The sequence below is a fragment of the Flavobacterium movens genome (assembly GCF_039581425.1).
In the GTDB taxonomy this organism is placed as follows: Bacteria; Bacteroidota; Bacteroidia; order Flavobacteriales; family Flavobacteriaceae; genus Flavobacterium; species Flavobacterium luteolum.
The window spans coordinates 1-22,942 of sequence record NZ_JBCPXY010000003.1 but is presented as its reverse complement, the minus strand read 5'-3'; the positions used below and the strand labels follow the sequence as shown (position 1 = coordinate 22,942).

Annotated in this window: 24 protein-coding genes; 9 read left to right on the top strand and 15 right to left on the bottom strand. The window is 32.9% G+C overall.

The features are described 5' to 3' along the window. The 6 genes from AAYQ05_RS06435 to murQ all read right to left on the bottom strand — a co-directional run bounded on the left by AAYQ05_RS06435 (position 1) and on the right by murQ (position 5,161). On the bottom strand, positions 1–1,920 hold the full coding sequence (locus tag AAYQ05_RS06435) for a DUF294 nucleotidyltransferase-like domain-containing protein (protein ID WP_343542019.1): 1,920 nt from the start codon (positions 1,918–1,920) through the stop codon (positions 1–3). A gap of 160 nt (positions 1,921–2,080) precedes the next feature. Further along, positions 2,081–2,452 carry a DNA topoisomerase IV gene (locus tag AAYQ05_RS06430; RefSeq protein WP_177210189.1) on the bottom strand — a complete coding sequence of 124 codons (372 nt, stop codon included), beginning with the start codon at positions 2,450–2,452 and terminating at the stop codon, positions 2,081–2,083. Positions 2,453–2,732: 280 nt separating this feature from the next. Further along, positions 2,733–3,308 carry a DUF1572 family protein gene (locus tag AAYQ05_RS06425; RefSeq protein WP_343542015.1) on the bottom strand — a complete coding sequence of 192 codons (576 nt, stop codon included), beginning with the start codon at positions 3,306–3,308 and terminating at the stop codon, positions 2,733–2,735. A 97-nt stretch (positions 3,309–3,405) separates the two neighbouring features. Beyond that, on the bottom strand, positions 3,406–3,978 hold the full coding sequence (locus tag AAYQ05_RS06420) for a pentapeptide repeat-containing protein (protein WP_343542013.1): 573 nt from the start codon (positions 3,976–3,978) through the stop codon (positions 3,406–3,408). Positions 3,979–4,052: 74 nt separating this feature from the next. Then, positions 4,053–4,274, bottom strand: a complete 222-nt coding sequence (locus tag AAYQ05_RS06415) for a DUF6095 family protein (RefSeq protein WP_177210185.1) — start codon at positions 4,272–4,274, stop codon at positions 4,053–4,055. A gap of 74 nt (positions 4,275–4,348) precedes the next feature. Next, the gene (gene murQ, locus AAYQ05_RS06410) at positions 4,349–5,161 is read right to left on the bottom strand and encodes an N-acetylmuramic acid 6-phosphate etherase (protein ID WP_343542011.1); all 813 of its coding nucleotides are present in this window, start codon (positions 5,159–5,161) and stop codon (positions 4,349–4,351) included. A 165-nt stretch (positions 5,162–5,326) separates the two neighbouring features. Between murQ and AAYQ05_RS06405 the strand changes: the two genes are divergently transcribed. From AAYQ05_RS06405 to AAYQ05_RS06395, 3 genes are all read left to right on the top strand, one after another. Continuing rightward, the gene (locus AAYQ05_RS06405; RefSeq protein ID WP_343542010.1) at positions 5,327–6,478 is read left to right on the top strand and encodes a helix-turn-helix domain-containing protein; all 1,152 of its coding nucleotides are present in this window, start codon (positions 5,327–5,329) and stop codon (positions 6,476–6,478) included. A gap of 543 nt (positions 6,479–7,021) precedes the next feature. Then, entirely contained in the window at positions 7,022–7,690 is a 669-nt protein-coding gene (locus tag AAYQ05_RS06400) for a helix-turn-helix domain-containing protein (RefSeq protein ID WP_343542008.1), read from the top strand. A 157-nt stretch (positions 7,691–7,847) separates the two neighbouring features. Then, on the top strand, positions 7,848–10,226 hold the full coding sequence (locus AAYQ05_RS06395; RefSeq protein WP_343542005.1) for a TonB-dependent receptor: 2,379 nt from the start codon (positions 7,848–7,850) through the stop codon (positions 10,224–10,226). A gap of 71 nt (positions 10,227–10,297) precedes the next feature. On the opposite strand, the gene AAYQ05_RS06390 is transcribed toward AAYQ05_RS06395, so the two are convergent. Both AAYQ05_RS06390 and AAYQ05_RS06385 read right to left on the bottom strand, forming a co-directional pair. Continuing rightward, positions 10,298–10,966, bottom strand: a complete 669-nt coding sequence (locus tag AAYQ05_RS06390) for a ZIP family metal transporter (RefSeq protein WP_177210180.1) — start codon at positions 10,964–10,966, stop codon at positions 10,298–10,300. A 91-nt stretch (positions 10,967–11,057) separates the two neighbouring features. Next, positions 11,058–11,822: a class I SAM-dependent methyltransferase gene (locus AAYQ05_RS06385; protein ID WP_343542003.1), complete on the bottom strand. Its 765-nt coding sequence runs from the start codon at positions 11,820–11,822 to the stop codon at positions 11,058–11,060. A 150-nt stretch (positions 11,823–11,972) separates the two neighbouring features. Here AAYQ05_RS06385 and AAYQ05_RS06380 point away from each other — a divergent pair, with 150 nt between their 5' ends. The 4 genes from AAYQ05_RS06380 to AAYQ05_RS06365 all read left to right on the top strand — a co-directional run bounded on the left by AAYQ05_RS06380 (position 11,973) and on the right by AAYQ05_RS06365 (position 14,365). Then, a complete protein-coding gene (locus tag AAYQ05_RS06380; RefSeq protein ID WP_343542001.1) occupies positions 11,973–13,136 on the top strand; it encodes a THUMP domain-containing class I SAM-dependent RNA methyltransferase in 1,164 nt (387 codons plus the stop codon). A gap of 288 nt (positions 13,137–13,424) precedes the next feature. Next, positions 13,425–13,661, top strand: a complete 237-nt coding sequence (locus AAYQ05_RS06375; RefSeq protein ID WP_177210177.1) for a hypothetical protein — start codon at positions 13,425–13,427, stop codon at positions 13,659–13,661. A 12-nt stretch (positions 13,662–13,673) separates the two neighbouring features. Next, the gene (locus AAYQ05_RS06370; protein ID WP_343541999.1) at positions 13,674–14,024 is read left to right on the top strand and encodes an aspartate/glutamate racemase family protein; all 351 of its coding nucleotides are present in this window, start codon (positions 13,674–13,676) and stop codon (positions 14,022–14,024) included. Beyond that, positions 14,021–14,365, top strand: a complete 345-nt coding sequence (locus tag AAYQ05_RS06365; RefSeq protein WP_343541998.1) for an aspartate/glutamate racemase family protein — start codon at positions 14,021–14,023, stop codon at positions 14,363–14,365. Before AAYQ05_RS06370 ends, AAYQ05_RS06365 begins: the two co-directional genes overlap by 4 nt. Positions 14,366–14,506: 141 nt before the next feature. Here AAYQ05_RS06365 and AAYQ05_RS06360 read toward each other — a convergent pair whose 3' ends face one another. Genes AAYQ05_RS06360 through rlmD form a run of 3 tightly spaced genes read right to left on the bottom strand, consistent with a single transcriptional unit; the run spans position 14,507 to position 17,270 of the window. Continuing rightward, entirely contained in the window at positions 14,507–15,346 is an 840-nt protein-coding gene (locus tag AAYQ05_RS06360; RefSeq protein ID WP_343541997.1) for a DUF6048 family protein, read from the bottom strand. Beyond that, positions 15,318–15,851 carry a DUF6452 family protein gene (locus AAYQ05_RS06355; protein WP_343541996.1) on the bottom strand — a complete coding sequence of 178 codons (534 nt, stop codon included), beginning with the start codon at positions 15,849–15,851 and terminating at the stop codon, positions 15,318–15,320. The genes AAYQ05_RS06360 and AAYQ05_RS06355 overlap by 29 nt, the downstream gene beginning before the upstream one ends. 6 nt (positions 15,852–15,857) lie before the next feature. Then, entirely contained in the window at positions 15,858–17,270 is a 1,413-nt protein-coding gene (gene rlmD / locus AAYQ05_RS06350) for a 23S rRNA (uracil(1939)-C(5))-methyltransferase RlmD (RefSeq protein ID WP_177210173.1), read from the bottom strand. 159 nt (positions 17,271–17,429) lie between these two features. Here rlmD and AAYQ05_RS06345 point away from each other — a divergent pair, with 159 nt between their 5' ends. Beyond that, positions 17,430–18,479, top strand: coding sequence for a sensor histidine kinase (locus tag AAYQ05_RS06345; protein ID WP_343541991.1), 1,050 nt, complete (start codon positions 17,430–17,432; stop codon positions 18,477–18,479). 54 nt (positions 18,480–18,533) lie between these two features. Here the strand turns inward: AAYQ05_RS06345 and AAYQ05_RS06340 are convergent, their stop codons facing one another. The 4 genes from AAYQ05_RS06340 to AAYQ05_RS06325 form a co-directional block, all read right to left on the bottom strand. Beyond that, positions 18,534–18,950: a hypothetical protein gene (locus AAYQ05_RS06340; protein WP_343541989.1), complete on the bottom strand. Its 417-nt coding sequence runs from the start codon at positions 18,948–18,950 to the stop codon at positions 18,534–18,536. Between the two features lie 152 nt (positions 18,951–19,102). Then, entirely contained in the window at positions 19,103–20,089 is a 987-nt protein-coding gene (locus tag AAYQ05_RS06335) for an aldo/keto reductase (protein WP_343541988.1), read from the bottom strand. 156 nt (positions 20,090–20,245) lie between these two features. Beyond that, complete coding sequence (cysM, locus tag AAYQ05_RS06330; protein WP_281632029.1) at positions 20,246–21,133, bottom strand: cysteine synthase CysM; 888 nt, start codon at positions 21,131–21,133, stop codon at positions 20,246–20,248. Position 21,134: 1 nt separating this feature from the next. Beyond that, positions 21,135–21,926: a serine O-acetyltransferase gene (locus AAYQ05_RS06325; RefSeq protein ID WP_343542633.1), complete on the bottom strand. Its 792-nt coding sequence runs from the start codon at positions 21,924–21,926 to the stop codon at positions 21,135–21,137. A gap of 190 nt (positions 21,927–22,116) precedes the next feature. On the opposite strand from AAYQ05_RS06325, the gene AAYQ05_RS06320 reads away from it, so the two are divergent. After that, positions 22,117–22,818, top strand: coding sequence for a DUF1003 domain-containing protein (locus AAYQ05_RS06320; RefSeq protein WP_281632030.1), 702 nt, complete (start codon positions 22,117–22,119; stop codon positions 22,816–22,818). Positions 22,819–22,942: the final 124 nt, after the last annotated feature.

The window sequence follows — 22,942 nt, the reverse complement described above, 5'->3', positions numbered from 1 at the left end:
TTATACCAGATTTGAGATATTAAAACGTACTGAAATAAGTTCCTGAAGTTCTTTGATGGTTTTAAAAGTACGTTTCAGCTTAATTTTTTCCATTTTGGTTAAAGACTCCAATTCGATAAACTGACCCGAATCATGGTGTAAAAGACCTTGTTTGGTTCTAAATTTTAGTAAAGCTTTAAACGAATAAGAACAAGACAAATATAATTCTCTATTATTTGGCTCCAGTTCAGCCAATTTCTCAAAACGTTCTGCCGTATTGCTGATTCCTTTTACAGAATGAGATAAAATTAAAACACGCGCCGCATCGGTTAAAGGCATTAAGGCCCTTCGTTTGATGTCAAAATTATCTTTGTTTGCGCCATCTTGTTCAACTAAAAATTGTCTGAAGAAACCAGTAGGCGAAGGGCTTTGTAAAGCACCGCTCACCAAATGCATATAAAAAATCGGATTTGCTTTTACGTTTTCAAAAATAGAATCAGATAATTCGTTAACGATTTCAGAGTCTCCATAAGTTTTGCTGTAGTCAAAGAAAATAAAGGAAAGTAAAACTTCATTTTTCCCAGGATTTGTAATCCAATGATGCACCTGAGCTTTCCATTCATCTAGACTCATGCACCATTTCGGACTAGAAGCCATCATATCGGCAGGACAATAATCGTAGCCAATTTCAAAAAGGCCTTTATTGACAAGACCAGCAAACTTTAAGAAATATATTCTAGTTTCGTCCCTAAAAACTTCACTTACATTTTCGTAAACAATTGCATTATCTTGATCGGTGTGAAGCATTTGCTCACCGCGTCCTTGGCTTCCAAGCGCCAACCATGCAAATTTTACAGGAGGAGGACTGCTCATTTTTTCCAAACAGATCTCGATAACTCGAGTAGTGCAGGCCTCGTTCAATTCTGTAATGATTTTGGTAATCAAAGTCATCGGAATATTTTGATCCAGATAACCTTGAAGCAGTTGCATGATTCGGTTGCGAATCGGCTTTATTTCCTTGATTTTTTTTGTTCGTTTTAAGGCTTTTATCAAAACTGCGGGATTATTTCCGAGCGCCACCATAACATCGTGTTTCGATAAAATTCCTACCGCTTTAGTATTTACCGTTCCATCTTTAGTTAAACATAAATGACTGATATTACTTTTCATCATCGCCATTTGTGCCTCGGTAACCGTCATTTTTTTTGGGTAAGTAATAACAGGTTTCGTCATTATCGTTTCGGCGGTTGTTGTAATTGGAAAATCGCCGGCAACAATTTTATTTCGAAGGTCTTTATCGGTTAGAATACCAATCGGAAGCATTTCATCAACAATTAGAATAGCGCCAACTTTCTTTTTGTTCATAATCTTAGCCACTTCCTTAACAGTCGTTGTCGGACTGCAGGTAACGATTTTTTTTGAATATTTGATGGGCGCTAAATCAAAAGAATGATTGCTCGAATGCAGGTTTTCATTTAACTGATCATCGCCATATAATTTATCTTTATGAATGTCTGAATACGGATTTCGAGTATTTGAAGCGTAACTTTCAATCAAAAAATTACCAATGTTTCTGTTTTCAAGGGCGTAAGGTTTAAAAACTGCAATAGGAATAGCGTAAAGAATACTTTCTTCATGCGCTACAGCCTCCATAATGTAATTTTCTTGTGCCAAAAGCGGACGAAGTCCAAAAATATCGCCTTCGTCACACATGTCTAAAACGGTGTTTTTAGTGCTTTTTTTCAAAGCGATTGCACCTTTATGAACTACATAAAAAGAATCGTGTGTTTTATCATTTTCTGCAAAAATTACTGAATCTTTTTCTTTATAAATAATAGAAATCTGTTCAGATAGCTTTTCTAAATCTCTCTGATGCAAAAAATTAAACGGCGGATAATTCTTTAAAAAGTCGGCAACACGTTGCGAAATGGTATTTTTCATTTGGTTAGATTAGAGTTCTAATGTACTATTTATAATAGAAATGTAAAAGAAACACATTATTTTAATTTGCCACAAAGACGCAAATGCACAAAAAAATAAATTCTTAGCGTCTTTGTGTCTTTGTGGCAAAAAAAAAGCTCCAAATTGGAGCCTTTATTATTTAATCAACTTTATAAACAGTACCTCGCTGTTTCTCTTCAGAACCAACCAAGCCAAATTCAAACGTATAAGAATCTTTAGAAGTTGTTAAAATCTTCATGCTGATTGCTTTTTCTTCAGCCATGTTTTTTGGATGCTTTTTCTGCAGCACATATTCGCAGTCACTTACCCAGCGAATGGTTGCAGTATCTGTTTTTCCTTCAAAAGTTTCGATTTCGATATCGTCTTTGCGCTCAAAATAGGTCGTTTTTTTCTCTCCGTTGACTTCTGTTTCAAATTTGAATTTTCCAGTTTTAAAATCTTTACAATTATGTTCAGCATTATAACATGAAACTAAAGTCAGAATAGGGAATAAGAATAGTATTTTTTTCATTTTAAATAAGTTGTTTTTTAGGAGCTAATCCCGCTGTCCGCTATATCTTTTGTGGTGAACCCCACCACAAAAGGATGCCGCTACCATCGGGGCTAGGGCTTTAGTTGTCAAAAGTCCTTTTTTCAATTAAAGAATAAAAAGAAAATTACAAGAGTTATAAAAGCTATAAAAAGTAAATTCCGTTTTTTGTTTTTAGAACTCTGTTCTTCGGTTAAATTTGTTTTGCAGAATTTAATTAAGATCCACCAACATGTTCCGCCAAAATTTGCATAATATTCGATCATTTCAATCTTTTTAATTCATCGTCAGTAAAGTTCTTGATTTCTTTTTCTTTGGCAAACTTTTCAGCATTATAATTTCCCGATTTATTCTTCGGAATCGATAAGCTATTCCATTCGCTGTTTTTCAATTGTTTGGCGTAAAAAACAATCTGTCCGACATGATAAGGATAATGTGCCAACTGACGATTGATAGCTTCAATAACAGTATGACCTTCGTTTCTAATGTAAATGATATCTGAAAGCTGTTCGGGTTTTAAGCTTTCTAAAGCATTTTCTAGACAAGTCCAGCCTTTGTTCCAGACTTCCAAAACTTCTTCTTTAGATTGTAAATCGTTTTCAAATTCTGCATCACGATTTCGCCATTCTTTCTCTCCATCAGAAGTTAGAAAGTCAGTCCAGCGCGAAAGCATGTTGCCAGAAATGTGTTTTATGATGGTAGCAATGCTGTTGGTGTCTTCATTAAACGATACGAAAAGTTGCGAAGGCTCAAGCTGCTCTATAGCTTTTTCTCCAAGCATTTTATAGTATAAAAATTGTTTTTTGACACTTTCTAGATAAGATTCAGATAATTTCATAGCTATTTTTTTTGCCACAAATAGTACAAGTTTTAATTGCATCGCAAATTGATCGAAATCTCAATTCGTGTTAATTCGTGTAATTCGAGGCGTTGTTTTAAAAAATCTTGATATCGTATTTGTCTAATAATCCAACAATTCCGTCTGTAGAAAATTGTGCTTTTTTCATCGGATTAAATTCAGGATCGATTTTATAATTATAAGCTGTTTTAAAATTAACTCCAGCCAATTGTGTTTCGTTAAAAATAGCGCCATCAAGATTGCAATTATCAAAAATAGAACTCGTTAAATTAGTTCCTATAAAAGTTACTTCACGCACAGAAGAATTGATAAATTTGGTTTTTGGCATTTTTTTATTCGAAAAAAGCGCATAATCCAAAACGCAATCTTCAAAATATACCTGAAATAAGAAATCATCACATTCGTTAAAAGCGATTCCTAGAAGTTTACAATTTTTAAAAGTGACATTTTTTAAACTTGTTCCTGCCAAACTCGTCATAGAGAGATTGCAGTCAATGAATTCGCAGTCAAGAAAAGTATTAGAACTAAAATTACTGTTGGAAAAATCACAATTTTTAAACACACAATCTTCAAACTCACGATTGTTTATTCGTTTATCAATATAAACAACTTTGTCAAATGTTTTCTGAATGTGAATTAGACTTTCCATGTTTTATTTAGCTTAAAAGTTTAATGAGATCTAACAGTCTTTCTAATCTGTCAGGTTTATTTTAGAAGACTAATTTAGTCATTAAATATACCTTTCATAATGGTTTTCAATCCCAAAAAGATCAAAACCATAGAACTTAGACAAGCTACAATTCCGATTCCTAAAACAAGATAGTGCCAGTTGTTGCTTTGATTCTGAAAAGCATTATAAATTAACGATGGACCAAGAAACATTAAAGGCAAAGCACCTGTTAAATATTTAATTCCTTTTCCTAGTAATTGTCTGTTTGTTGCCATTTTGTTTTTGTTTCAAGTTTTCTTTGTTTCAAGTTTCAAATTGCAGTTTGAAACAACATTTCACAGAAAACTTTTTACTTATTATAATTATCGACTGCATTTCTCACGCTGCCGTATTTTTTTAATAATTCTGATGCTTCATCATACGATACTGGAATTTCGTCCATAATCATTTTTACGCCGCGATCAACCAGTTTGACATTACTTAGCTGCATATCCACCATTTTATTGCCTCTCACTTTTCCTAGCTGAATCATTGCAGCGGTCGAAATCATATTTAAAACCAGTTTTTGAGCAGTTCCAGCTTTCATTCTTGAACTTCCGGTAATAAATTCTGGTCCAACAACAACTTCAATAGGAAATTGAGCCGTCAATGCCAACGGACTTCCGGCATTACATGTAATACATCCTGTAACGATATTATTTTCATTACAAGCTTCTAAACCACTAATTACATAAGGAGTTGTGCCAGATGCCGCGATTCCAATTACAACATCATTTGAATCGATATTATGATTTTGAAGATCGATCCAGGCATTTGTTGTGCTGTCTTCAGCGTTTTCGACAGCACGTCTGATAGCGGTATCTCCACCAGCTATAATACCATTTACTAAATCAAAAGGTACTCCAAATGTAGGCGGACATTCAGAAGCGTCAACAACACCAAGTCGGCCAGAAGTTCCTGCTCCAATATAAAACAATCTACCACCCAACTTTAATTTGTCGACTATTTGTGGAATCAAAACTTCGATCTGTGGCAAAGCTTTTTCGACAGCATAAGGAACAGTTTTGTCTTCTTGATTAATATTAGATAACAATTCATGAACAGACATTTTCTCTAAATGTTCATATTTTGATGCTTGTTCCGTGGTTTTTGTAAATGTCATTTTATAGTTATTTAGACGCGCCAAAATTAATATATTTTATCTCAATCTCGCAAAGTTCAAAGCTTTATAATCTTCATTTTCTTTTATTTTTTTGAATAAAGACGCTTCTTTCTCATCATTGTTACATAAACTAAAATATTATATTTGTTTAATATAAAAAGATAAATGGATAAATTAGGATTTTTAGATAGCGTTGCCCGTATTGCTGTCTTTGTTTCGTTATTATTGGCACTTTTTTTACTTACTGTAAAGACGGAGAATAAATTGGCTAACCGACTTTTTGCTTGTTTCATTATTTTGTCAGCGATTGATTTTAGCGGTTTAATGGATTATTCATTTCCTATAGAATATATAAATATAGATTTGTTTAGAAGCACAGTGTGTTTGTTAGAAATGCCTTTGATTTATCTCTATGTTTTGGCAGTTTGTTATTCTGATTTTAGACTAAAATGGAGGCATTTAATCTATACACTTCCATTTATAGTGATGAATTTTGTTTTAATGCCGAGAATTTATTTGAAATCGGGTGCTGAAAAGCAGTTTATTTTAGAACATTACAGTACAATGTTTGAAATTTACTTTTTTCAAATTCTAATCGAATTTCAGTATTGGTTTTATATTGTGAGTATATTCTTGATTTTAAGAAAATACAAAAGAATTTATCTCGAAAATTATACGAATCCTAGTACGTCTACCTACAAATGGCTTTTTCAGATGAATTGTGTTTTTGTAGTTATGCATTCTATTACAGCTTCAAAAAATTTATTGCGCTATACCGCTTCCAGAGATACTTTTTTGTGGGGAAATGTTCTAATGGTGATTATGGCTTTAAGCGTAATATGCTGGTTTGTTATGAAAGCATTAAATCACCCAGAACTTTTTAGAGGAATTAATTCAAGATTGACGTTAACTAAAGACTTTCTTCCTAAAGAAAATAATGAAGCCATCGAAATTACAAACGATCAGGATGAAGCTGTTTCTGCCCAGATTTCAGCATTAAAAAATTATATGGTTGAAAAAGAGCCATTTCTAGACCCATCACTTACAATTCAGGAATTGGCAAATCAAATTAATATGCCTGTTCGAGATTTATCTATTTTGATTAATCATCATATGGACCAGCATTTTTTTGATTTTGTGAATGAATACCGCATTCAGAAGGCGATGACTATTTTGAAAGACTCTTCAAAAAATCAGTTTACAGTTTTAGAAATATTGTACGAAGTAGGTTTTAATTCGAAATCTTCATTTAACACTTCTTTCAAAAAATATACAAATTTAACGCCTACGGCTTACCGAAACGCTATTGTAAATTGATCTAACTTCTAATGAGTTTATGTTTAAGGACTAAAACATTATATTTGTTAATTAATCAAAAAAGTAATGAATACAGTCACTTTTTTAACAGGTATGGCCGGAATATCAGTTTTTGTTTCCTTATTGCTGGCCTTCTTTTTACTCACTGTGCAAACAAAAAACAAACTTGCAAATAGGCTATTTGCTTGCTATTTGATATTTTTTGCCATTGATAATAGCGGTATTTTCATCGATGAGAACTTCATTAGAGACCATTTTAATTTCGAATTTTTTAGATGGACTATTTGTGCGTTAGTACTACCAGCTTTCTATCTTTATGTCTTATCCGTTTGTTTTGCTGATTTTAGGTTGCGTTCAAAACATTTGTTGCATTTAATTCCGTTTGTTCTAACAAATGTGGTTTTCTTGTTTAGACTCTATCTATTAAATGAAGCTAACAAAAGACTGTTTTATGACCATCGTGACCAATCGCCAGAAATGTTTTATTTGTTTCTTATCCTAGGTTTACAAACAGTCTTTTATAGCATAGGCGTTTTTTTGGTTTTGAAAAAGTACAGAGAAATATTTCAGGAAAATTATACGAATCCGAGAACTTCTATTTTTAAATGGCTGTTTCAAATCGCAATGGCACTTTTTGTTTTGTATTACCTATCGATAGCGAAAAATATATTGCGATATGCTGCTATTGATTTCTTATTGATTTGGTCTCACACCATATTGCAGTTTTTGGTTTTGACGATCACTTGTTGGTTCGTTTTAAAAGCGCTCAATTATCCTGAACTTTTTAGAGGCATCGATTCTAAATTGTTATTAGCGAGAGATATTCTTCCTAAGAAAAAGAATGAAAGAACTGGTGCAAAAGACAGCCAAAACGAAATAATTACAAACCAAATTTTGGCATTGAAACACTATATGACAGAAAAAGAACCTTTTCTTGATCCGTCGCTTACAATTCAGGAACTTTCTAATCAAATTGAAATTCCGGTTCGAGATTTATCTGTTTTGATTAATCAACATATGGATCAGCATTTTTTTGATTTTGTGAATGAATATCGTATTCAAAAAGCGATGGAAATTCTTAAAAATCCTTCCAAAAAAGATCTAACGGTTTTAGAAATCTTGTACGAAGTAGGATTTAATTCAAAATCATCTTTTAATACTTCGTTCAAAAAATATACAAATTTAACACCGACAGCGTACAGAAATAGCTAAAAATAAAGGTTTTGTAAAAAGTCGAACGCATTACAAAAAAAGGTCGAACCAATTTCTATTTGAGAAAATGGTTCGACTTTTTTTTATCGGTCGCACAGGGAAATTTTCTATAGCAACTTTGCTTCAAATTAATCGAACAAGTTAAAAATTAGAAATCATGAAAAAATTAAATCTCCTAATCTTTTTACTATTGCCTTTATTTTGTTTAGCACAATCAACATTAAAAGGAAAAGTAGCTAGTGAAACAAAAGCTTTAGAATGGGCAGAAATTTCAATATTAAATAAAGAAGGAAAAATTATCGATGGAACTACAACTAAAGAAGATGGTTCTTTTGAAATAAAACTTAAAAACGGCTTTTATAAAATAGAAATCGATCTCTTAGGATTTACTAACTATGAAAAAGAGATTTCGCTAGAAAAAAATACCGATTTAGGAATTATTATTCTCAAAGAAAATGAAACCAAATTAGTTGAAGTTGTGGTTCAGTCTAAAAAGAAAACCATCGAACAGAAAACAGATCGCTTAGTTTATAACTTCGAAAACAATGTTACAACAACTGGTGGCGATGCTTTAACCGCCATTAATACAGCGCCTGGGGTTGTAGTAAAAAATGATGTAATTACCATTTTAGGAAAAGGAACTTCACGCGTGATGATAGACGGGCGTTTGATTGAATTGACTGGCGAGGAATTGAATAATTTCTTGAAATCGATTTCTGCAGCAGACATTAAGAATATTGAAATTATAAGCAATCCGCCAGCAAAATATGAAGCCGATGGGACTGGAGGATTGATAAATATTATCATGAAAAAAGGAGTTCGTGATGCGTGGAAAAATTCGACAACATTTTCTTACGATCAGAATAAATATGGAATTTATACTTTAAGAGATAATTTCTTTTATAATAAAAATAAGTTTCGTCTTTCAGCAAGCGTCAACGGAAAAACAGGATATATGAATATAGACGAAATTTCAAAAGTATATTTTGAAGAAGGAATTTCAAATATGAGCGCGACGACAAAAATGAAAAATGAAAATCTATCAGGGAAATTTGCTTTAGATTATGATTTTTCAGAAAAAACAACAGCGGGTTTTCAATTTATAAACGATAGAAATAATCCAGATTTTCAATCGGATATTGTGATAGACAGATATGATACTGAGAATCAATTAAAAAATTATACAATTAATAAAAGTTACGCAGACAGAGCATCGAGAAATTTAACGTATAATGCGCATTTGATAACAAAACTGGATTCGCTGAACCGAAAATTGTCTTTTGATGTGGATTACTTTAATTACAATTCAAAATTTGATCGTGAGTTTATCGCAAACGACTATTTAGCAGATGGAACTTTTGTTACAGTGAATCAGTCAGGGCAAAATATCTCAAACCAAGATATTCATAATTGGAGTTTTAAGGCAGATATGGAACATCCGTTTAAAGTCCTGAATTTATCTTATGGCGCGAAAATGAGTTTTGCAAACAGTGTAAGTGATGTACTTTATTATAATACGATTTCGGGAACTCCAGAATTAGATCCTTTACAATCAAACCGATTTAATTATACGGAAAATAATCAGGCGTTTTATGTTAACGGAGATAAAAAAATCAATGAAAAATGGAATTTTCAAATTGGTTTGAGACTGGAAAATACGCAAACAAAAGGCTTCTCTGAAACTTTAAATCAGGAAACGGTTAATAATTATTTGAAATTGTTTCCAACGGTTTTTGCATCTTATAAGAAAAACGACAGCAATACTTTTACCTTAAATTACGGAAAAAGAATCAATAGACCACGTTTTGATTTATTGAATCCGTTTCGAATTTATATAAGCAGTAATAGTTATTCAGAAGGGAATCCGTTTTTGCAGCCTTCGTTTAGTGACAACTTTGAGTTTGGATATTCTTATAAAGAAATATTGCGAACTACTGTTTTTGTCAATTCAATTACAAACGGCTACGGCGTTTTGTTTACCTCAAATCCGGCAACAAATACACAAATTGTAACAAGAGATAATTATTTCAAAAGTTTGAATTATGGAGTTGGAGAATCATATTCGGCAACTTTTACAGATTGGTGGACAAGTGAAAATTCTTTGTATTTTTTAGGCGCAAAAACAGAATTTATTAAAGAGATCAATGCAACTCCCTCAAATAGCTTAGAAGTAGATTTTTCGACAAATAATACTTTTGTTTTAGGAAAAAATTCTAAACTTCAAATTGATTTTAGCTACACTCCACCTTATGAAAGCGGTTTATACAAAATAGGTTATACATCAAGTTTTGATATTGGTTTTAAGCAGGATTTGTTTAATAAAACAATGCAAATTGCTTTTTTGGCAAATGATATTTTTAATACTTCTTACTTAAAAGATTTCACTTCTGTGGTAAATGGCATAAAGCAAGTTTACAGTCAAAACAATAGTAACCGATTTATTCGTTTGTCTGTGGTTTATAATTTTGGAAATAAAAAAATCAACGTTAAAGAACGCAATTTTGGAAATCAAGAGGAGAGAAAAAGAGCTAATTAAATTAGATAATTAGAAAATGTGCCAATTAGATAATAATAATTTTCTAATTGGCACATTTTCTAATTGACACATTATAAAAAGAATGCCAATAAAATTCCGAGAACGATCATAGAAACTTTGGCGATATTAAATTTATGCCCTTCGCTACTTTCGAAAATAATCGTCGACGAAATGTGGAATAAAATACCGATTACGATTGCTGTTATTTCGGTGTAATATTTACTTAAAAAAGGTAAATATTCAGATGCTACAGTTCCTAGTGGCGTCATGATGGCAAATGTGAGCATGAAGGCAAAAATGGCTTTTTTGTTTAAATCTGCATTAATGAAAAATGTTGTTAAGATAACAGCAATTGGCAGATGATGAATAGCAATTCCGACAGCTAAGCCATGATGATGGCTTACTGGAAAACCTTCTAAAAAGGCATGAATGCAAAGACTGATAAACAATAGCCACGGAATCTGAGACATTTTTGCATGCCCGTGTACGTGTCCGTGTTCGGCACCTTTTGAGAAAAATTCGAGAACGATCTGGAATAAAATCCCGACCATTATGAAGATTCCGATATTGTGGTTATGGGATTCGTAAACATCTGGAAGCAGATGCATTACGGTTAAAGACAATAAAAAAGAACCGCTGAATGCAAGCAGCAGTTTTAAATTGGTTTTGTTTTCTGGTTTTATAAACAAAGCCACACTATATCCTAAAAGTACAGAAATTAAGGGTAGTAAATAGTTCATTTTTATTTTTGTTTAATCGTTGATTCGTTTAATCGATTAATTGTTTTTTGTTTAGCGATTAAACGGTTCAACAATTAAACGATTAACCAATTTATTTAAAAATCATGATTAATCTTTCGCTTTCGGTTTTATGGAATTTTTTGAGTTTATAATCTCCAAAAATGTCCAGCAGGAAAATTCCAGCCTCGTCCATTAAATCCTGAAAGTCTTTCAAAGTTAGTGCTTTTACTTTTTCTGTAAAATGATATTTTCTGCCATGGTCTTCAAAATCAATTTCTTTGAAAATATGCCCGTCCTCTACATATCTTTTGATGTGAAAATCTATTTCGTCAACCGTTTTTACTTCTTCTGGAACAAGGTTTTCAATTACGTTTGCAACATTCATAAAATCAATAACCGCAAAACCGTATTCAGATAAGCTTTCTTTGATTGCTTTTAAAGTTGTTAGATTATCGTCATCACTTTCGAAGTAGCCAAAACTGGTAAAAAGGTTGAAAATGGCATCGAACTTTTCTTCAAAAGGTTCGCGCATGTCGTGCACTTTAAAATGCAGGGTTTCGTTGCTATTTTTACTAGCTTCAGTAATGCTGTTTTCAGACAGATCGGCTCCTAAAACATCGTAGCCTAATTGATTTAAATAAATAGAATGACGGCCTTTTCCGCACGCTAAATCCAATACTTTTGCTTTCTCAGGCAAATTAAGGTAATGCGTTAAATTGTCCATGAAAACCTGAGCTTCACGATAATTACGATCCTTGTAAAGAATGTGATAATAAGGCGTGTCAAACCACGAAGAGTACCAGTTTTGATCGTCGCCTTCTTGATTTGGGATGGAGTCGTTATGCTTTTCGGACATTTATTCTATTTCAATTAATTCAAAGTCCGGCAAATTTAGTGTATTTTTGCCGAAAAATTACTATTTAGCAGCGATACATTGTTGCATTATGCAAAGAGATGCAGGAATGCATCTTTTAAATTTTTAGTTTTTTTTAATTTAAAAGACAAGATGGAAGAAAATTTTAAAATGATTGCCAAATGTTTTTTTGGCTTTGAAGAAATATTAGAAAAAGAATTACGTGCACTTGGCGCTCAAGATGTCGAAAAGGGGGTGAGAATGGTGAGTTTTAAAGGAGATAAAGGTTTTATGTATAAAGCCAATTTGTCTTTGCGTACCGCGCTTAAAGTCTTAAAACCAATTTATTCTTTTAGAGCAAATAATGAACAAGCGTTGTACAAAGGTATTTCGGGTTTAAACTGGTCTAAGCTTTTAAATGCGAATCAGACTTTTGTGATCGATGCAACGGTGCATTCTACTTATTTCAATCATTCTGAATTTGTTTCGCAGAAATGTAAAGATGCGATTGTAGATCAATTTAGAGAAAGAACAGGTCAAAGGCCGAGTATTGATAAGCAATATCCAGATTTACGTATTAATATTCATATCGATAAAGATCAGGTTTCTGTGGCTTTGGATACTTCTGGAGCTTCGCTTCATCAGCGTGGTTACAGAACAGCTACCAATATTGCTCCGATTAATGAGGTTTTAGCAGCTGGAATTCTTTTACTATCTGGCTGGGATGGACAAAGCCATTTTCTAGACCCAATGTGCGGTTCTGGAACTTTCTTAGCAGAAGCAGCAATGATTGCCTGCAATATTCCGGCAAACATTAACAGAAAAGAATTTGCTTTTGAAAAATGGAAAGATTGGGATAATGATTTGTTTGATACAATTGTTGACAGTTTAATGAAAAAAACAAGAGAGTTTCATTATACAATTAAAGGTTTTGATAAAGCTCCAAGTGCTGTAAGCAAAGCCAAAGACAATATTAGAAATGCCAATTTAGAGGATTATATTAAAGTGTACGAAGAGAATTTCTTTGATACGGAAAAAGAAACAGAAGGAAAACTTCATATTGTTTTCAATCCGCCTTATGATGAACGTTTAGATATTCATATGGAAAGATTTTACGCCAGCATTGGAGATACCTTAAAGAAGAATTATCCAGGAACAAATGCTTGGTTTATTACAGCAAACCTAGAAGCTTTAAAATTCGTAGGATTAAAACCTTCAAGAAAAATTAAACTTTTTAACGGAAGCCTTGAAGCACGTTTGGTAAAATACGAAATGTACGAAGGAAGTAAGAGAACGAAATTTCAGGTTTCTGAATAGGTGCAAAGTTGCAAAGGTTCAGAGGGACAAAGTGAAATACTTTGCAATCTATAAAACTGAAACTTTAACCTAGAAAAAGAGTATTAAAAATACAATTTGATTATCAGTTCAAAGAAAAAGCTTTGAAACCGCAAACTCGAAAAACTTTGCAACTTTGAGCCTTTGTAACTCTGAACCTTAAAAAAAATAATAATTTAAAATAAATAGTAAGCTTCTAAGAATATAAGCTGCAAGAAGAAAAACTTAGCAGCTTAGCATCTCAGAACCTTAGCAACTCTAAAAAAAAACATGTCAAAACTACAACTACGCGCTTTTTTATACCAACTGGCAGCTTTTGCCATTTTATTTCTTGCATTTAGATATTTGATTGCTGCTTACACAGGATTAACCGGAATCTGGATTCCGATGACAGCATTTGTAATCGGAACTATTATTGGACCTAAATTCCAAGCTGTAAGAACCAAAGACGGTGAAAAGCTTTTTATGAAATGGCTTTTTATAAAAGGAATTAAAGAAATCGGATAATTTGGAAAATATATGAGGAAAATTGGACTTATCGGCGGAATCAGCTGGGTTTCTACATCTGATTATTATACTTTGATTAATAAAGGAATTAATGAGAAATTGGGCGGACTGAATTTCTCGGAATGTCTAATCTACTCTTTTAATTATTCCGATATTAAAAAGAATAACGATGCTAACGATTGGGATTCGACTTTTAATATGCTTTTAAAAGCTGCTGAAGTTTTAAAATCGGGTGGAGCAGAAGCTATTCTTTTATGCGCCAATACCATGCATTTAATTGCTGATAGGATACAAGAAGCTATTGATATTCCTCTTATTCATATTGCAGAAGAAACAGCGATTGAAATTCATAAAAACAATTGAAAAAAGTTGGTCTACTAGGAACGAAATTTACAATGGAATTGGATTTCTTTAAAGATAAACTAGCTGAGAAAGAAATAGAAACGATAATTCCGATTAGTGAAGAAGATAAAGATTTTATTCATTACACCATTTTCGAAGAATTAGGAAGAGGAATTGCAACAGAAGAAACGAAAAAGCGTTACTTAGAAATTGCAAATGAATTAATTCAAAACGGAGCAGAAGGAATCATTTTAGGATGTACCGAAATTCCGCTAGTCATAAAAGAAGGCGACTTAAATGTTCCAATTTTTGATACTACTTTAATACATACACAAGCAGCGATTAATTTTCGGTTAACTTAGTTTTAGGTGCTGAGGTTCTAAGCTACTAAGGTTCTAAGTTTTCTTAACAACATAAAAAAAAAGCGGTAAATCAACTTGATTTACCGCTTTTTTTAGCCTTAGTATCTTAGTATCTCAGAACCTTAGCACCTTAAAAAAGAACTATTTCTTCTTCTTAGGTTCTTCTTTTTTTGCAGTTTCAGACGCCATTGTTTTTTTCTTGTAAATCGGAATAAAGTAAGAAACCGTGTAGTTGAAACCAATTCCGAAACTTCCATCATAAGTTCTGTTGAAACCTGGAATATAAAGGTTTTCAAAATTATTAGGCTCTTTATTGGTTGCCAGAAGTTTAAGCTGTACGCCAAAACCAACAAATACATTTCTAAAAACTTGTGCTTTTAACCCCATTGCAACCTCGATCCAAGTTGCTGTAAGGCCGTTATATTTTTGACCTTCTGCTATAGGCGGTAATTCTCCCCAATACGGATTCGGATTATAGATTTTGTAATTAATCAGTTCTTGGCTAAAAGTACTGAAACCGCCTCGCATTCCAATCGTAATCAAGTTTTCCATATCCAACCAGTTTTGATAAAAATTATAATCAAAACCTGCTTTTATGTACGTTCCGTTAGCCGAAGAGGTTAATCGGTCATCCTCGGTAGTTTTGTCCTCGTAGCCTAGTTCTGCAGCTATATAGTATTTTTTTGTCAAGCGCCAATCTCCAACAAATTCGACTCCTTTATAATCTTTGTCATAAAGCCCGCGCGTAAGTTTGTACAAATCGACACCTACACGAAGCCCGTAGCGATCTGTTTTTACAACGCTGTCTTTTTGGGTTTCCTGAACTTCTGGTTTTGCCGTCTTTACAGTTTTTTCTGTTTGAGGCTTTTTAGTCACTATTGTATCTTTATTTTTAGAAATCTCAGGAACATCCTGAGCGTAACCTAAAAACATTGAAAACAATAATGAAAGACTAGAAATAAACTTTAATGTGTGTTTCATTTTCAGATTCAATGTTAGGGTTTTCTAATACAACGTCGGTCATCCAAATACTACCGTCTGGATCAGTTTGAACAATAGGAAGAACGTTTCTTAACTGAAATATAGTTTTAAATCCACATGCTCTAGAGACGTATACATTTTGCGATGTATAATTAAATTTTAACACATCAGTATTGATTGAAGCAGGATTAAATGAATTGGAAATAAACTTGAAGGTTGTTGTACTGTCGTTTACTTTTAAAGGAAGCATAACAGTGCTTCCATTGGTTACATATCGTAATGAATCATTAACGGCAAGACTTTCATTAAAAACAATTCCCTGTTCCATTCCTTCACCAATAACTTTTAAGTTACTCACATTTCTGGTTTTGGTAGGATTGGAAATATCATAGAATGTAATCACCAATCTAGGTGTAGTTGGTGTATTAGGATCACAGACATCATCTTTCTCGCAGCTAGATAAGCCAAAAGTAAAGAGCAGTAAAAGAGAGATTAGTTTTTTCATCTATTTTTATCGAAGTTCTAAAAGTACAACATTTTCAACATGATGTGTCTGAGGAAACATATCTACAGGTCTCACACGTGTTACTTTGTATTTTTCATCCATTAAAGCCAAATCACGTGCCTGCGTTGCAGAATTACAGCTTACATAAACAACTCTTTTTGGTGCAATTTTTAAAATTTGCTCCACTACATCTTTATGCATGCCGTCACGAGGCGGATCTGTAATAATAACATCTGGTTTTCCGTGCTGTGCAATAAAAGCTTCATTGAATACCACTTTCATGTCACCAACAAAAAACTCGCAATTTGTAATATTATTGCGTTCTGCATTGGCTTTAGCATCAAGAATTGCTTCAGGAACACTTTCTACTCCGATTACTTTTTTGGCTTTTTTAGAAACGAATTGAGCAATTGTTCCTGTTCCTGTATACAAGTCATAAACCGTCTCGTTTCCAGTAAGACCAGCAAAATCTCGGGTTATTTTATATAATTCGTAAGCTTGGTCAGAATTGGTCTGGTAAAAAGATTTTGCGTTAATACTGAATTTTAAACCTTCCATTTCTTCTAAGATGTAATCTCTTCCTTTGTAAAGAACAACATCTTGATCGTAAATAGTGTCGTTTGGTTTTCCGTTTACAACATATTGCAATGAAGTAATTTGTGGAAACTTCTCGTATAAATGATCAAGAATCAACTCTCGGTTTTCTTTGTCATCTTCAAAAAACTGAATTAAAACCATGATTTCGCCTGTAGAAACAGTACGAATCATTACAGTTCTTAATAATCCAGAATGTTCTCTCGGATTAAAAAACGCTAAATTATGTTCGTTTGCAAAAGCTCTGATTTCGTTACGAATGGCATTTGAAGGATCTTCTTGTAGATGACATTTGTTGATATCAAGAATTTTATCCCACATTTTCGGAATATGGAATCCTAAAGCATTTCTGTTTCCTAAATCTTCAGTGCTTCCAATTTCTTTTTCTGTTAGCCAACGGCTGTTAGAAAAAGAAAATTCCATTTTATTTCTATAAAAGAACTGTTTTTCAGAACCTAAAATATCTTCAAATTCTGGAAGTTCAATTTTTCCTATTCTTTGTAAGTGATTTTTAACCTCATTTTGTTTAAATGCAAGCTGCTGGCTGTATTTCATATTTTGCCATTTGCAGCCTCCGCATACTCCAAAATGTTCGCAGATTGGTTCTACTCTATATTCAGATAATTCGTGAAATTTTACAGCTTTACCTTCGTAGTAAGCCTTTCTTTTTTTTAATGTCTGTACGTCCACAACATCTCCAGGTACCACATTCGGAATAAAGATTACTTTTCCGTCAGGTGCTTTGGCTACTGAAACGCCTTTTGCACCAGCATCAAGAACTTGAATTTGATGAAAGACAACTTTGTCTGTATTTTTTCTTCCCATAGCGCAAAAATAAGCCTTTGAAAACTTTTACAAATTTAATTTTTGAAAAAATTTAGAAATTCTTCAAAATATTAGTTTAATTGAGCATAAAAGTTAATTTTGTTTTTATAATTACCCCAATAAAAATAGCTATTAACCTGCGCTTATCCTCCTCTTTTTATGAAGTTGTATCATAAACTCTCTCAAATCAGTTTTCTTAAAAAAAGTTATGCATTTAAATTCCTATTTGTCGCTTTTATAGGCATTCATATTCCCTTAATCGGAATTTTGTTTTTTGTTTTATTTTTTGAACATAGTATTTCTCCATCTTCAATTCTTATCTTTTCTTTAATTATGACATTGCTGGCAACGGCAATTACACTTTTAGTTTTAAATAGACTGATAAAGCCCATTGTAATAGCATCAAAAGCATTAGATGAGTACAGAGATTCAAGAAAATTATCTGATTTGCCAACAGACTATACAGATGAAGCAGGACTGCTTTTGTGTAATATACAGGAATCTATTAATGAAGCGGAGAATTTTATCAATGAAAAACAGGATTTAATCTATATGCTTTCGCATGATTTGAGAAATTTTGCAGGGAATCCGCAAGGTTTGGCGCAATTGATTATAAGTGAAAATCCATCAGAATCGGTTAAAAATTTGGCCGAATTAATTTGCGAATCGACTGATCTTCAATTTAGATATATTGAAAATTTCATCAAATTGCTTAAAGAACAAGATGAAGTGGTAAAAGTAAATCAAGAAGTTAAAACGGTTTTATTTCCTAATATCATTCCGTTTATTAATGAACAAGTAGAACAGCGCTTGTTTGATAAAAACATAAAGCTGAATTTGGCCGTAGAATGTAATGAAGCAAAATTAAAAATAGATGAAGGGCTTCTAATTCAAGTTCTGGTAAATCTGATAAGCAATGCGGTTAAGTTTTCTTATTTCGATAGTGAAATTAAAGTTAGAATCTTTTCAGAAAATTCAAAATTAATTGTGACGGTAAGAGATAAAGGAATGGGCTTTGATAAAAATCAAATTGAAGAGTTGTTTAAAAAGTTTACCAAAATGAGCCGTCTAGGAACCGCAAATGAAGGTTCTACAGGAATTGGATTGTATTTGTGTAAAAAAATCATTGAAAGAAACAAAGGCCTATTAACCGCATCAAGCGAAGGAAAAAATAAAGGTGCGGAGTTTAGAATTGAATTTGATATCTAAGTTCCAGAAAAAATAAGGCTGTTAAGATCTCTATTCTTAACAGCCTTTAATATTTTAATAGAGAACAAAATCAAAATATAATTGCGGTTTATTGTCAACACATTTTACTCCTGTTGGAACTTTATTATCTATGCAAGGTGGCGATACATCTGCATAAAAGCCCCATTTTTTACTAATGTAAGCTTTCTGTGCTTTATACTGTTCAATTTTTTTCTCTAGAACAGACTTATCTGCTTTTTTAGAATATAGAATATAACCTCCAGTTGCAGAACATGGGCTGTCAAACATTTTTACAAAACCCCATTCTGCAGGATTTGAGCAAGATTCGGTTTCGATTTTAGAATAGGTAATAATGTTGTTGTAGATACTTTCTAGTTTTGCGGTATCTTCTTCTTGTGTCGTGCTATCATCATTACTGCAGGAAAAGCAGAGGAGCGAAACAACAAATAAAATAAAACTTGGTTTTTTCATGGTTAATGATTTATGATTAGTTTTATTATTAGATGTGCTGATAAAGAAAAGGTTGCGTTGAAAACGTGAAAAAAAATTATGGGTTAATTTGGTGTTTTTAAGATGCTGAAATTTGGTGTAATTTCAGCATCTTAAAAGTGTATTATTAGTATTTACCAAAGCTGATGAACAGAAGGTTTAATAAGATTGCTGTAGATTTTATTCATTGCTGTAATCTGTTCTGAGGTTAATTTTGGAGTGTCATAAACCGATAAATTCGATAAAACGTGTTCTGTTTTTGACGCACCTGGAATAATACAGCTTACTTCATTAAAACTTAAAATCCATTGAAGTGCAATTGCAGCAAGGTTTTTCGATTCAGGAAATAAAGCTTTTAATTCTTCAACTGCTTTTAAGCCTAATTCATAATCAATTCCAGAAAAAGTTTCTCCTTTATCAAACGCTTCTCCGTTACGATTAAAGTTTCGGTGATCCTGAGGTTCAAAAGTAGTTTTTGAATCAAATTTACCTGTTAAAAGTCCGCTCGCTAACGGAACTCTTGCAATGATTCCAATGTCTTTCTTTTTAGCTTCTGAGAAAAACAGTTCAGAAGGGCGCTGGCGAAACAAATTGAAGATAATTTGAACCGTAGTTACATTCGAATATTCAATAGCTTTTAATGCTTCTTCAACCTTTTCGACACTTACGCCAAGATTAAGGATTTTTCCCTGATCTTTCAATCGGTCAAAAAGTTCAAAGATTTCCGGATGATAGTACACTTCTGTTGGAGGACAATGTAATTGAATCAGATCAAGCGTTTCTAATCCTGTTCTTTTTAAGCTGTCTTCAACAAATTTTTGAAGCACTTTTGGAGTATATCCTTCATTAACATGTGGATTTATCTGGCGTCCACATTTTGTGGCAACAAAAATTCGTTCAGAGCGAGAACGAACGACTCTTCCAACAGCAGTTTCGCTCAATCCGTTTTCGTAAACATCTGCAGTATCAATAAAATTTACGCCATTATCAATAGCGGTATTTAATAGTTCGTCGGCAGTTTTATCATCAAAACCTGATCCCCATTTTCCGCCAACCTGCCAAGTGCCAAGCGAAATTTCAGAGATATTAAAGTTTGTTTTTCCTAGTTTTCTGTAGTTCATTTTTTTTCTTTTGAGGTTCTAAGTTGCTAAGGTCCTGAGGAGCTAAGTTTTTTTTTGTAGCTTCTAAGTCTATAAGATTCTGAGATGCTAAGATTTTATATTTATAATTCTTTAAAAAACTTAGAACCTTAGCAACTCAGAACCTTAGAACCTTTTTCAATCAAATAAATCCGAAGACAAATAACGGTCACCTCGATCGCAGATCACGGCAACCACAACTCCAGATTCTAATTGTTCTGCAATTTTTAAGGCAACAGCAACAGAACCTCCGCTGCTCATTCCTGCAAAAACGCCTTCTTCAAGAGCTAATCTTTTCGTCATGGCACGAGCTTCTTCTTCGCTTACATCAATAACAGTATCTACTTTTGAGGCATCAAATATTTTAGGTAAGTATTCCTGTGGCCATTTACGGATTCCAGGAATCTGAGAACCATCGCTTGGCTGTGCACCAATAATCTGTACGTTTGAATTTTTTTCTTTTAAATAAGTAGACGTTCCTATGATTGTCCCGGTTGTTCCCATAGCAGAAACGAAATGCGTTACCGTTCCATCAGTATCATTCCATATTTCGGGACCGGTTGTTTTGTAGTGCGCTTTCCAGTTATCATCATTAGCAAACTGATTCAGCATCAAATAACCGCCTTGAGCCACTTTTTTATCGGCATAATCTCTAGAACCAATAATTCCTTCGCTTGCAGGCGTAAGAATAACAGTAGCGCCATAAGCACGCATCGTTTGAGTACGTTCTTTGGTAGAATCTTCTGGTAAAACCAATTCGATTTCAATGCCAAATAACTGCGCAATCATGGCTAAGGCAATTCCTGTATTTCCACTTGTTGCTTCAATTAATTTATCTCCTTTTTTGATGTCGCCTCTTTCCAAAGCGGCAGCAATCATATTGTATGCAGCTCTGTCTTTTACGCTTCCCCCAGGATTATTTCCTTCTAGTTTCAGTAAAAGCTTTACATTTTTATTTTTAACTAGATTGACAGTTTCCATTAACGGAGTATTGCCAATAAGGTTTAATAATTTATGTGAATTCATTTTATTTTTTTTCTTTTATTTTAACTTCAGTGGTAGTGGTGTTTAAGACGATAGAATCTTCTGGAATCGATTTGGTGATCCATGCATTTCCTCCAACAACACTGTTTTTTCCAATTACTGTTTCTCCGCCCAAAATGGTTGCATTGGCATAAATGCAGACATTTGCCTCAACTGTGGGATGTCTTTTTGCATTTTTCATTTCCTTGCTTACGCTTAATGCACCGAGCGTAACACCTTGATAAATTTTTACATGTTTTTTAATAACAGTTGTCTCACCAATTACGATACCTGTTGCATGATCGATAAAAAAAGGTGAAGCAATATCGGCTCCTGCGTGAATATCTGTTCCTGTAATTCTATGTGCGTATTCGCTCATTAAACGAGAAAAAAGCAATAAATCGAGATGGTATAATTCGTGGCTTAATCTATAAATTGCAATGGCGTAAAATCCTGGATAACCCAGATAAACCTCGTCAATGCTATTTGAAGCGGGATCGTTCTCAAGAATATATTCGGCATCTTGATTTAGCTTTTCTAAAACTCCTGGTAGCTTTTCTAAAAAACGGTCCCAAATAGATTCGCATAAATTTTGAGGCTTTTTACACGCCAAAACCGCAATTTCTTTGAAACGAAACTCTAGTTCGTCAATGCTTTCGTCAAGCGCCGCATTCGAATCAAAAAGTGTGTAAAAAAGCTTTTCTGTAAAGTCTTCCGTTTTGGTTTTAATGCCGTAATTTATGTGAGAGTGGCTCTTTAAAGCTCTTATGTTTTGTATGATATTGTCTTTTGTCACAATGGTAAAAATGAATGAATAATTTTGGAACGTTAAAAGTAAGGCGTTTTTTGGAAATAAAATCACGATTTAACGAAAGAAATTTTCTTTACAAAGTCTGATTTGTGATAAAAAGCAAATTCTAAACTGTTCTTATTTATGCAATTCTTAAGAAGTTAATTGCGTAAATTAGCTTTCAAAATATACTAAAATGAAAAATAAGCCAACATTTACAAGTGCAATTTCTGGACTTTCTTTTGATGAAAATGAAAAAATTTACGGAAGGGCAATACATGACCCTATTTTGGGATTGATAAAAAAAGAGTTTCCAGATTTTAGTGCCGAAGATTGCATTTCTATAAATGAATTAAATTTATATCGCCAAAAGTATATTTCAAATTACCTTTCTACCGAAATTGGAGCACTTTCTGCAATGGAGAAAAATGTTATTTCTTCATTGAAAGAAGATAAATCTATTGTAAGTATTGTAGAAGAGGAGGAAGAAACTCGAAATTTAGGACAAAAAGTGGCAGATAAAGTAGCCGATTTTGGAGGAAGCTGGACATTTATTATTTCGTTTGTGGTATTTATATCGATTTGGATTATCTCGAATGTGTATATTTTTCTAAACAAAGGTTTTGATCCGTATCCGTTTATTCTTTTAAATCTAATATTGTCGTGTGTTGCCGCTTTGCAAGCACCAGTAATTATGATGAGTCAAAACCGTCAGGAAGAAAAAGACCGTAATCGTGCTAAAAAAGATTTTATGATCAATCTGAAATCGGAGTTAGAGATTAGATTAATTCACGATAAAATTGATCATTTAATTATGCATCAGCAACAAGAATTAATCGAAATTCAAAAAGTGCAAATTGAAATGATGAATGATATTTTGGATCAGATTAAGAAATAAAAGTTTTTTGAAATTCCAAAAGGAGCAAAGCGACTTTTAGAAAATCTAAAATCTAAAATCTAAAATCTAAAATCTAAAATCTAAAATCTAAAATCTAAAATCTAAAATCTAAAATCTAAAATCT

Coding starts and splice junctions, on each gene's coding strand:
- AAYQ05_RS06435 (WP_343542019.1), bottom strand. CDS start 1,920: ATGAAAAATACCATTTCGCAACGTGTTGCCGACTTTTTAAAGAATTAT.
- AAYQ05_RS06345 (WP_343541991.1), top strand. CDS start 17,430: ATGAAGTTGTATCATAAACTCTCTCAAATCAGTTTTCTTAAAAAAAGT.
- AAYQ05_RS06395 (WP_343542005.1), top strand. CDS start 7,848: ATGAAAAAATTAAATCTCCTAATCTTTTTACTATTGCCTTTATTTTGT.
- rlmD (WP_177210173.1), bottom strand. CDS start 17,270: ATGGGAAGAAAAAATACAGACAAAGTTGTCTTTCATCAAATTCAAGTT.
- AAYQ05_RS06405 (WP_343542010.1), top strand. CDS start 5,327: ATGGATAAATTAGGATTTTTAGATAGCGTTGCCCGTATTGCTGTCTTT.
- AAYQ05_RS06415 (WP_177210185.1), bottom strand. CDS start 4,274: ATGGCAACAAACAGACAATTACTAGGAAAAGGAATTAAATATTTAACA.
- AAYQ05_RS06355 (WP_343541996.1), bottom strand. CDS start 15,851: ATGAAAAAACTAATCTCTCTTTTACTGCTCTTTACTTTTGGCTTATCT.
- AAYQ05_RS06425 (WP_343542015.1), bottom strand. CDS start 3,308: ATGAAATTATCTGAATCTTATCTAGAAAGTGTCAAAAAACAATTTTTA.
- AAYQ05_RS06385 (WP_343542003.1), bottom strand. CDS start 11,822: ATGTCCGAAAAGCATAACGACTCCATCCCAAATCAAGAAGGCGACGAT.
- murQ (WP_343542011.1), bottom strand. CDS start 5,161: ATGACATTTACAAAAACCACGGAACAAGCATCAAAATATGAACATTTA.
- AAYQ05_RS06380 (WP_343542001.1), top strand. CDS start 11,973: ATGGAAGAAAATTTTAAAATGATTGCCAAATGTTTTTTTGGCTTTGAA.
- AAYQ05_RS06370 (WP_343541999.1), top strand. CDS start 13,674: ATGAGGAAAATTGGACTTATCGGCGGAATCAGCTGGGTTTCTACATCT.
- AAYQ05_RS06375 (WP_177210177.1), top strand. CDS start 13,425: ATGTCAAAACTACAACTACGCGCTTTTTTATACCAACTGGCAGCTTTT.
- AAYQ05_RS06335 (WP_343541988.1), bottom strand. CDS start 20,089: ATGAACTACAGAAAACTAGGAAAAACAAACTTTAATATCTCTGAAATT.
- AAYQ05_RS06390 (WP_177210180.1), bottom strand. CDS start 10,966: ATGAACTATTTACTACCCTTAATTTCTGTACTTTTAGGATATAGTGTG.
- AAYQ05_RS06430 (WP_177210189.1), bottom strand. CDS start 2,452: ATGAAAAAAATACTATTCTTATTCCCTATTCTGACTTTAGTTTCATGT.
- cysM (WP_281632029.1), bottom strand. CDS start 21,133: ATGAATTCACATAAATTATTAAACCTTATTGGCAATACTCCGTTAATG.
- AAYQ05_RS06340 (WP_343541989.1), bottom strand. CDS start 18,950: ATGAAAAAACCAAGTTTTATTTTATTTGTTGTTTCGCTCCTCTGCTTT.
- AAYQ05_RS06320 (WP_281632030.1), top strand. CDS start 22,117: ATGAAAAATAAGCCAACATTTACAAGTGCAATTTCTGGACTTTCTTTT.
- AAYQ05_RS06360 (WP_343541997.1), bottom strand. CDS start 15,346: ATGAAACACACATTAAAGTTTATTTCTAGTCTTTCATTATTGTTTTCA.
- AAYQ05_RS06420 (WP_343542013.1), bottom strand. CDS start 3,978: ATGGAAAGTCTAATTCACATTCAGAAAACATTTGACAAAGTTGTTTAT.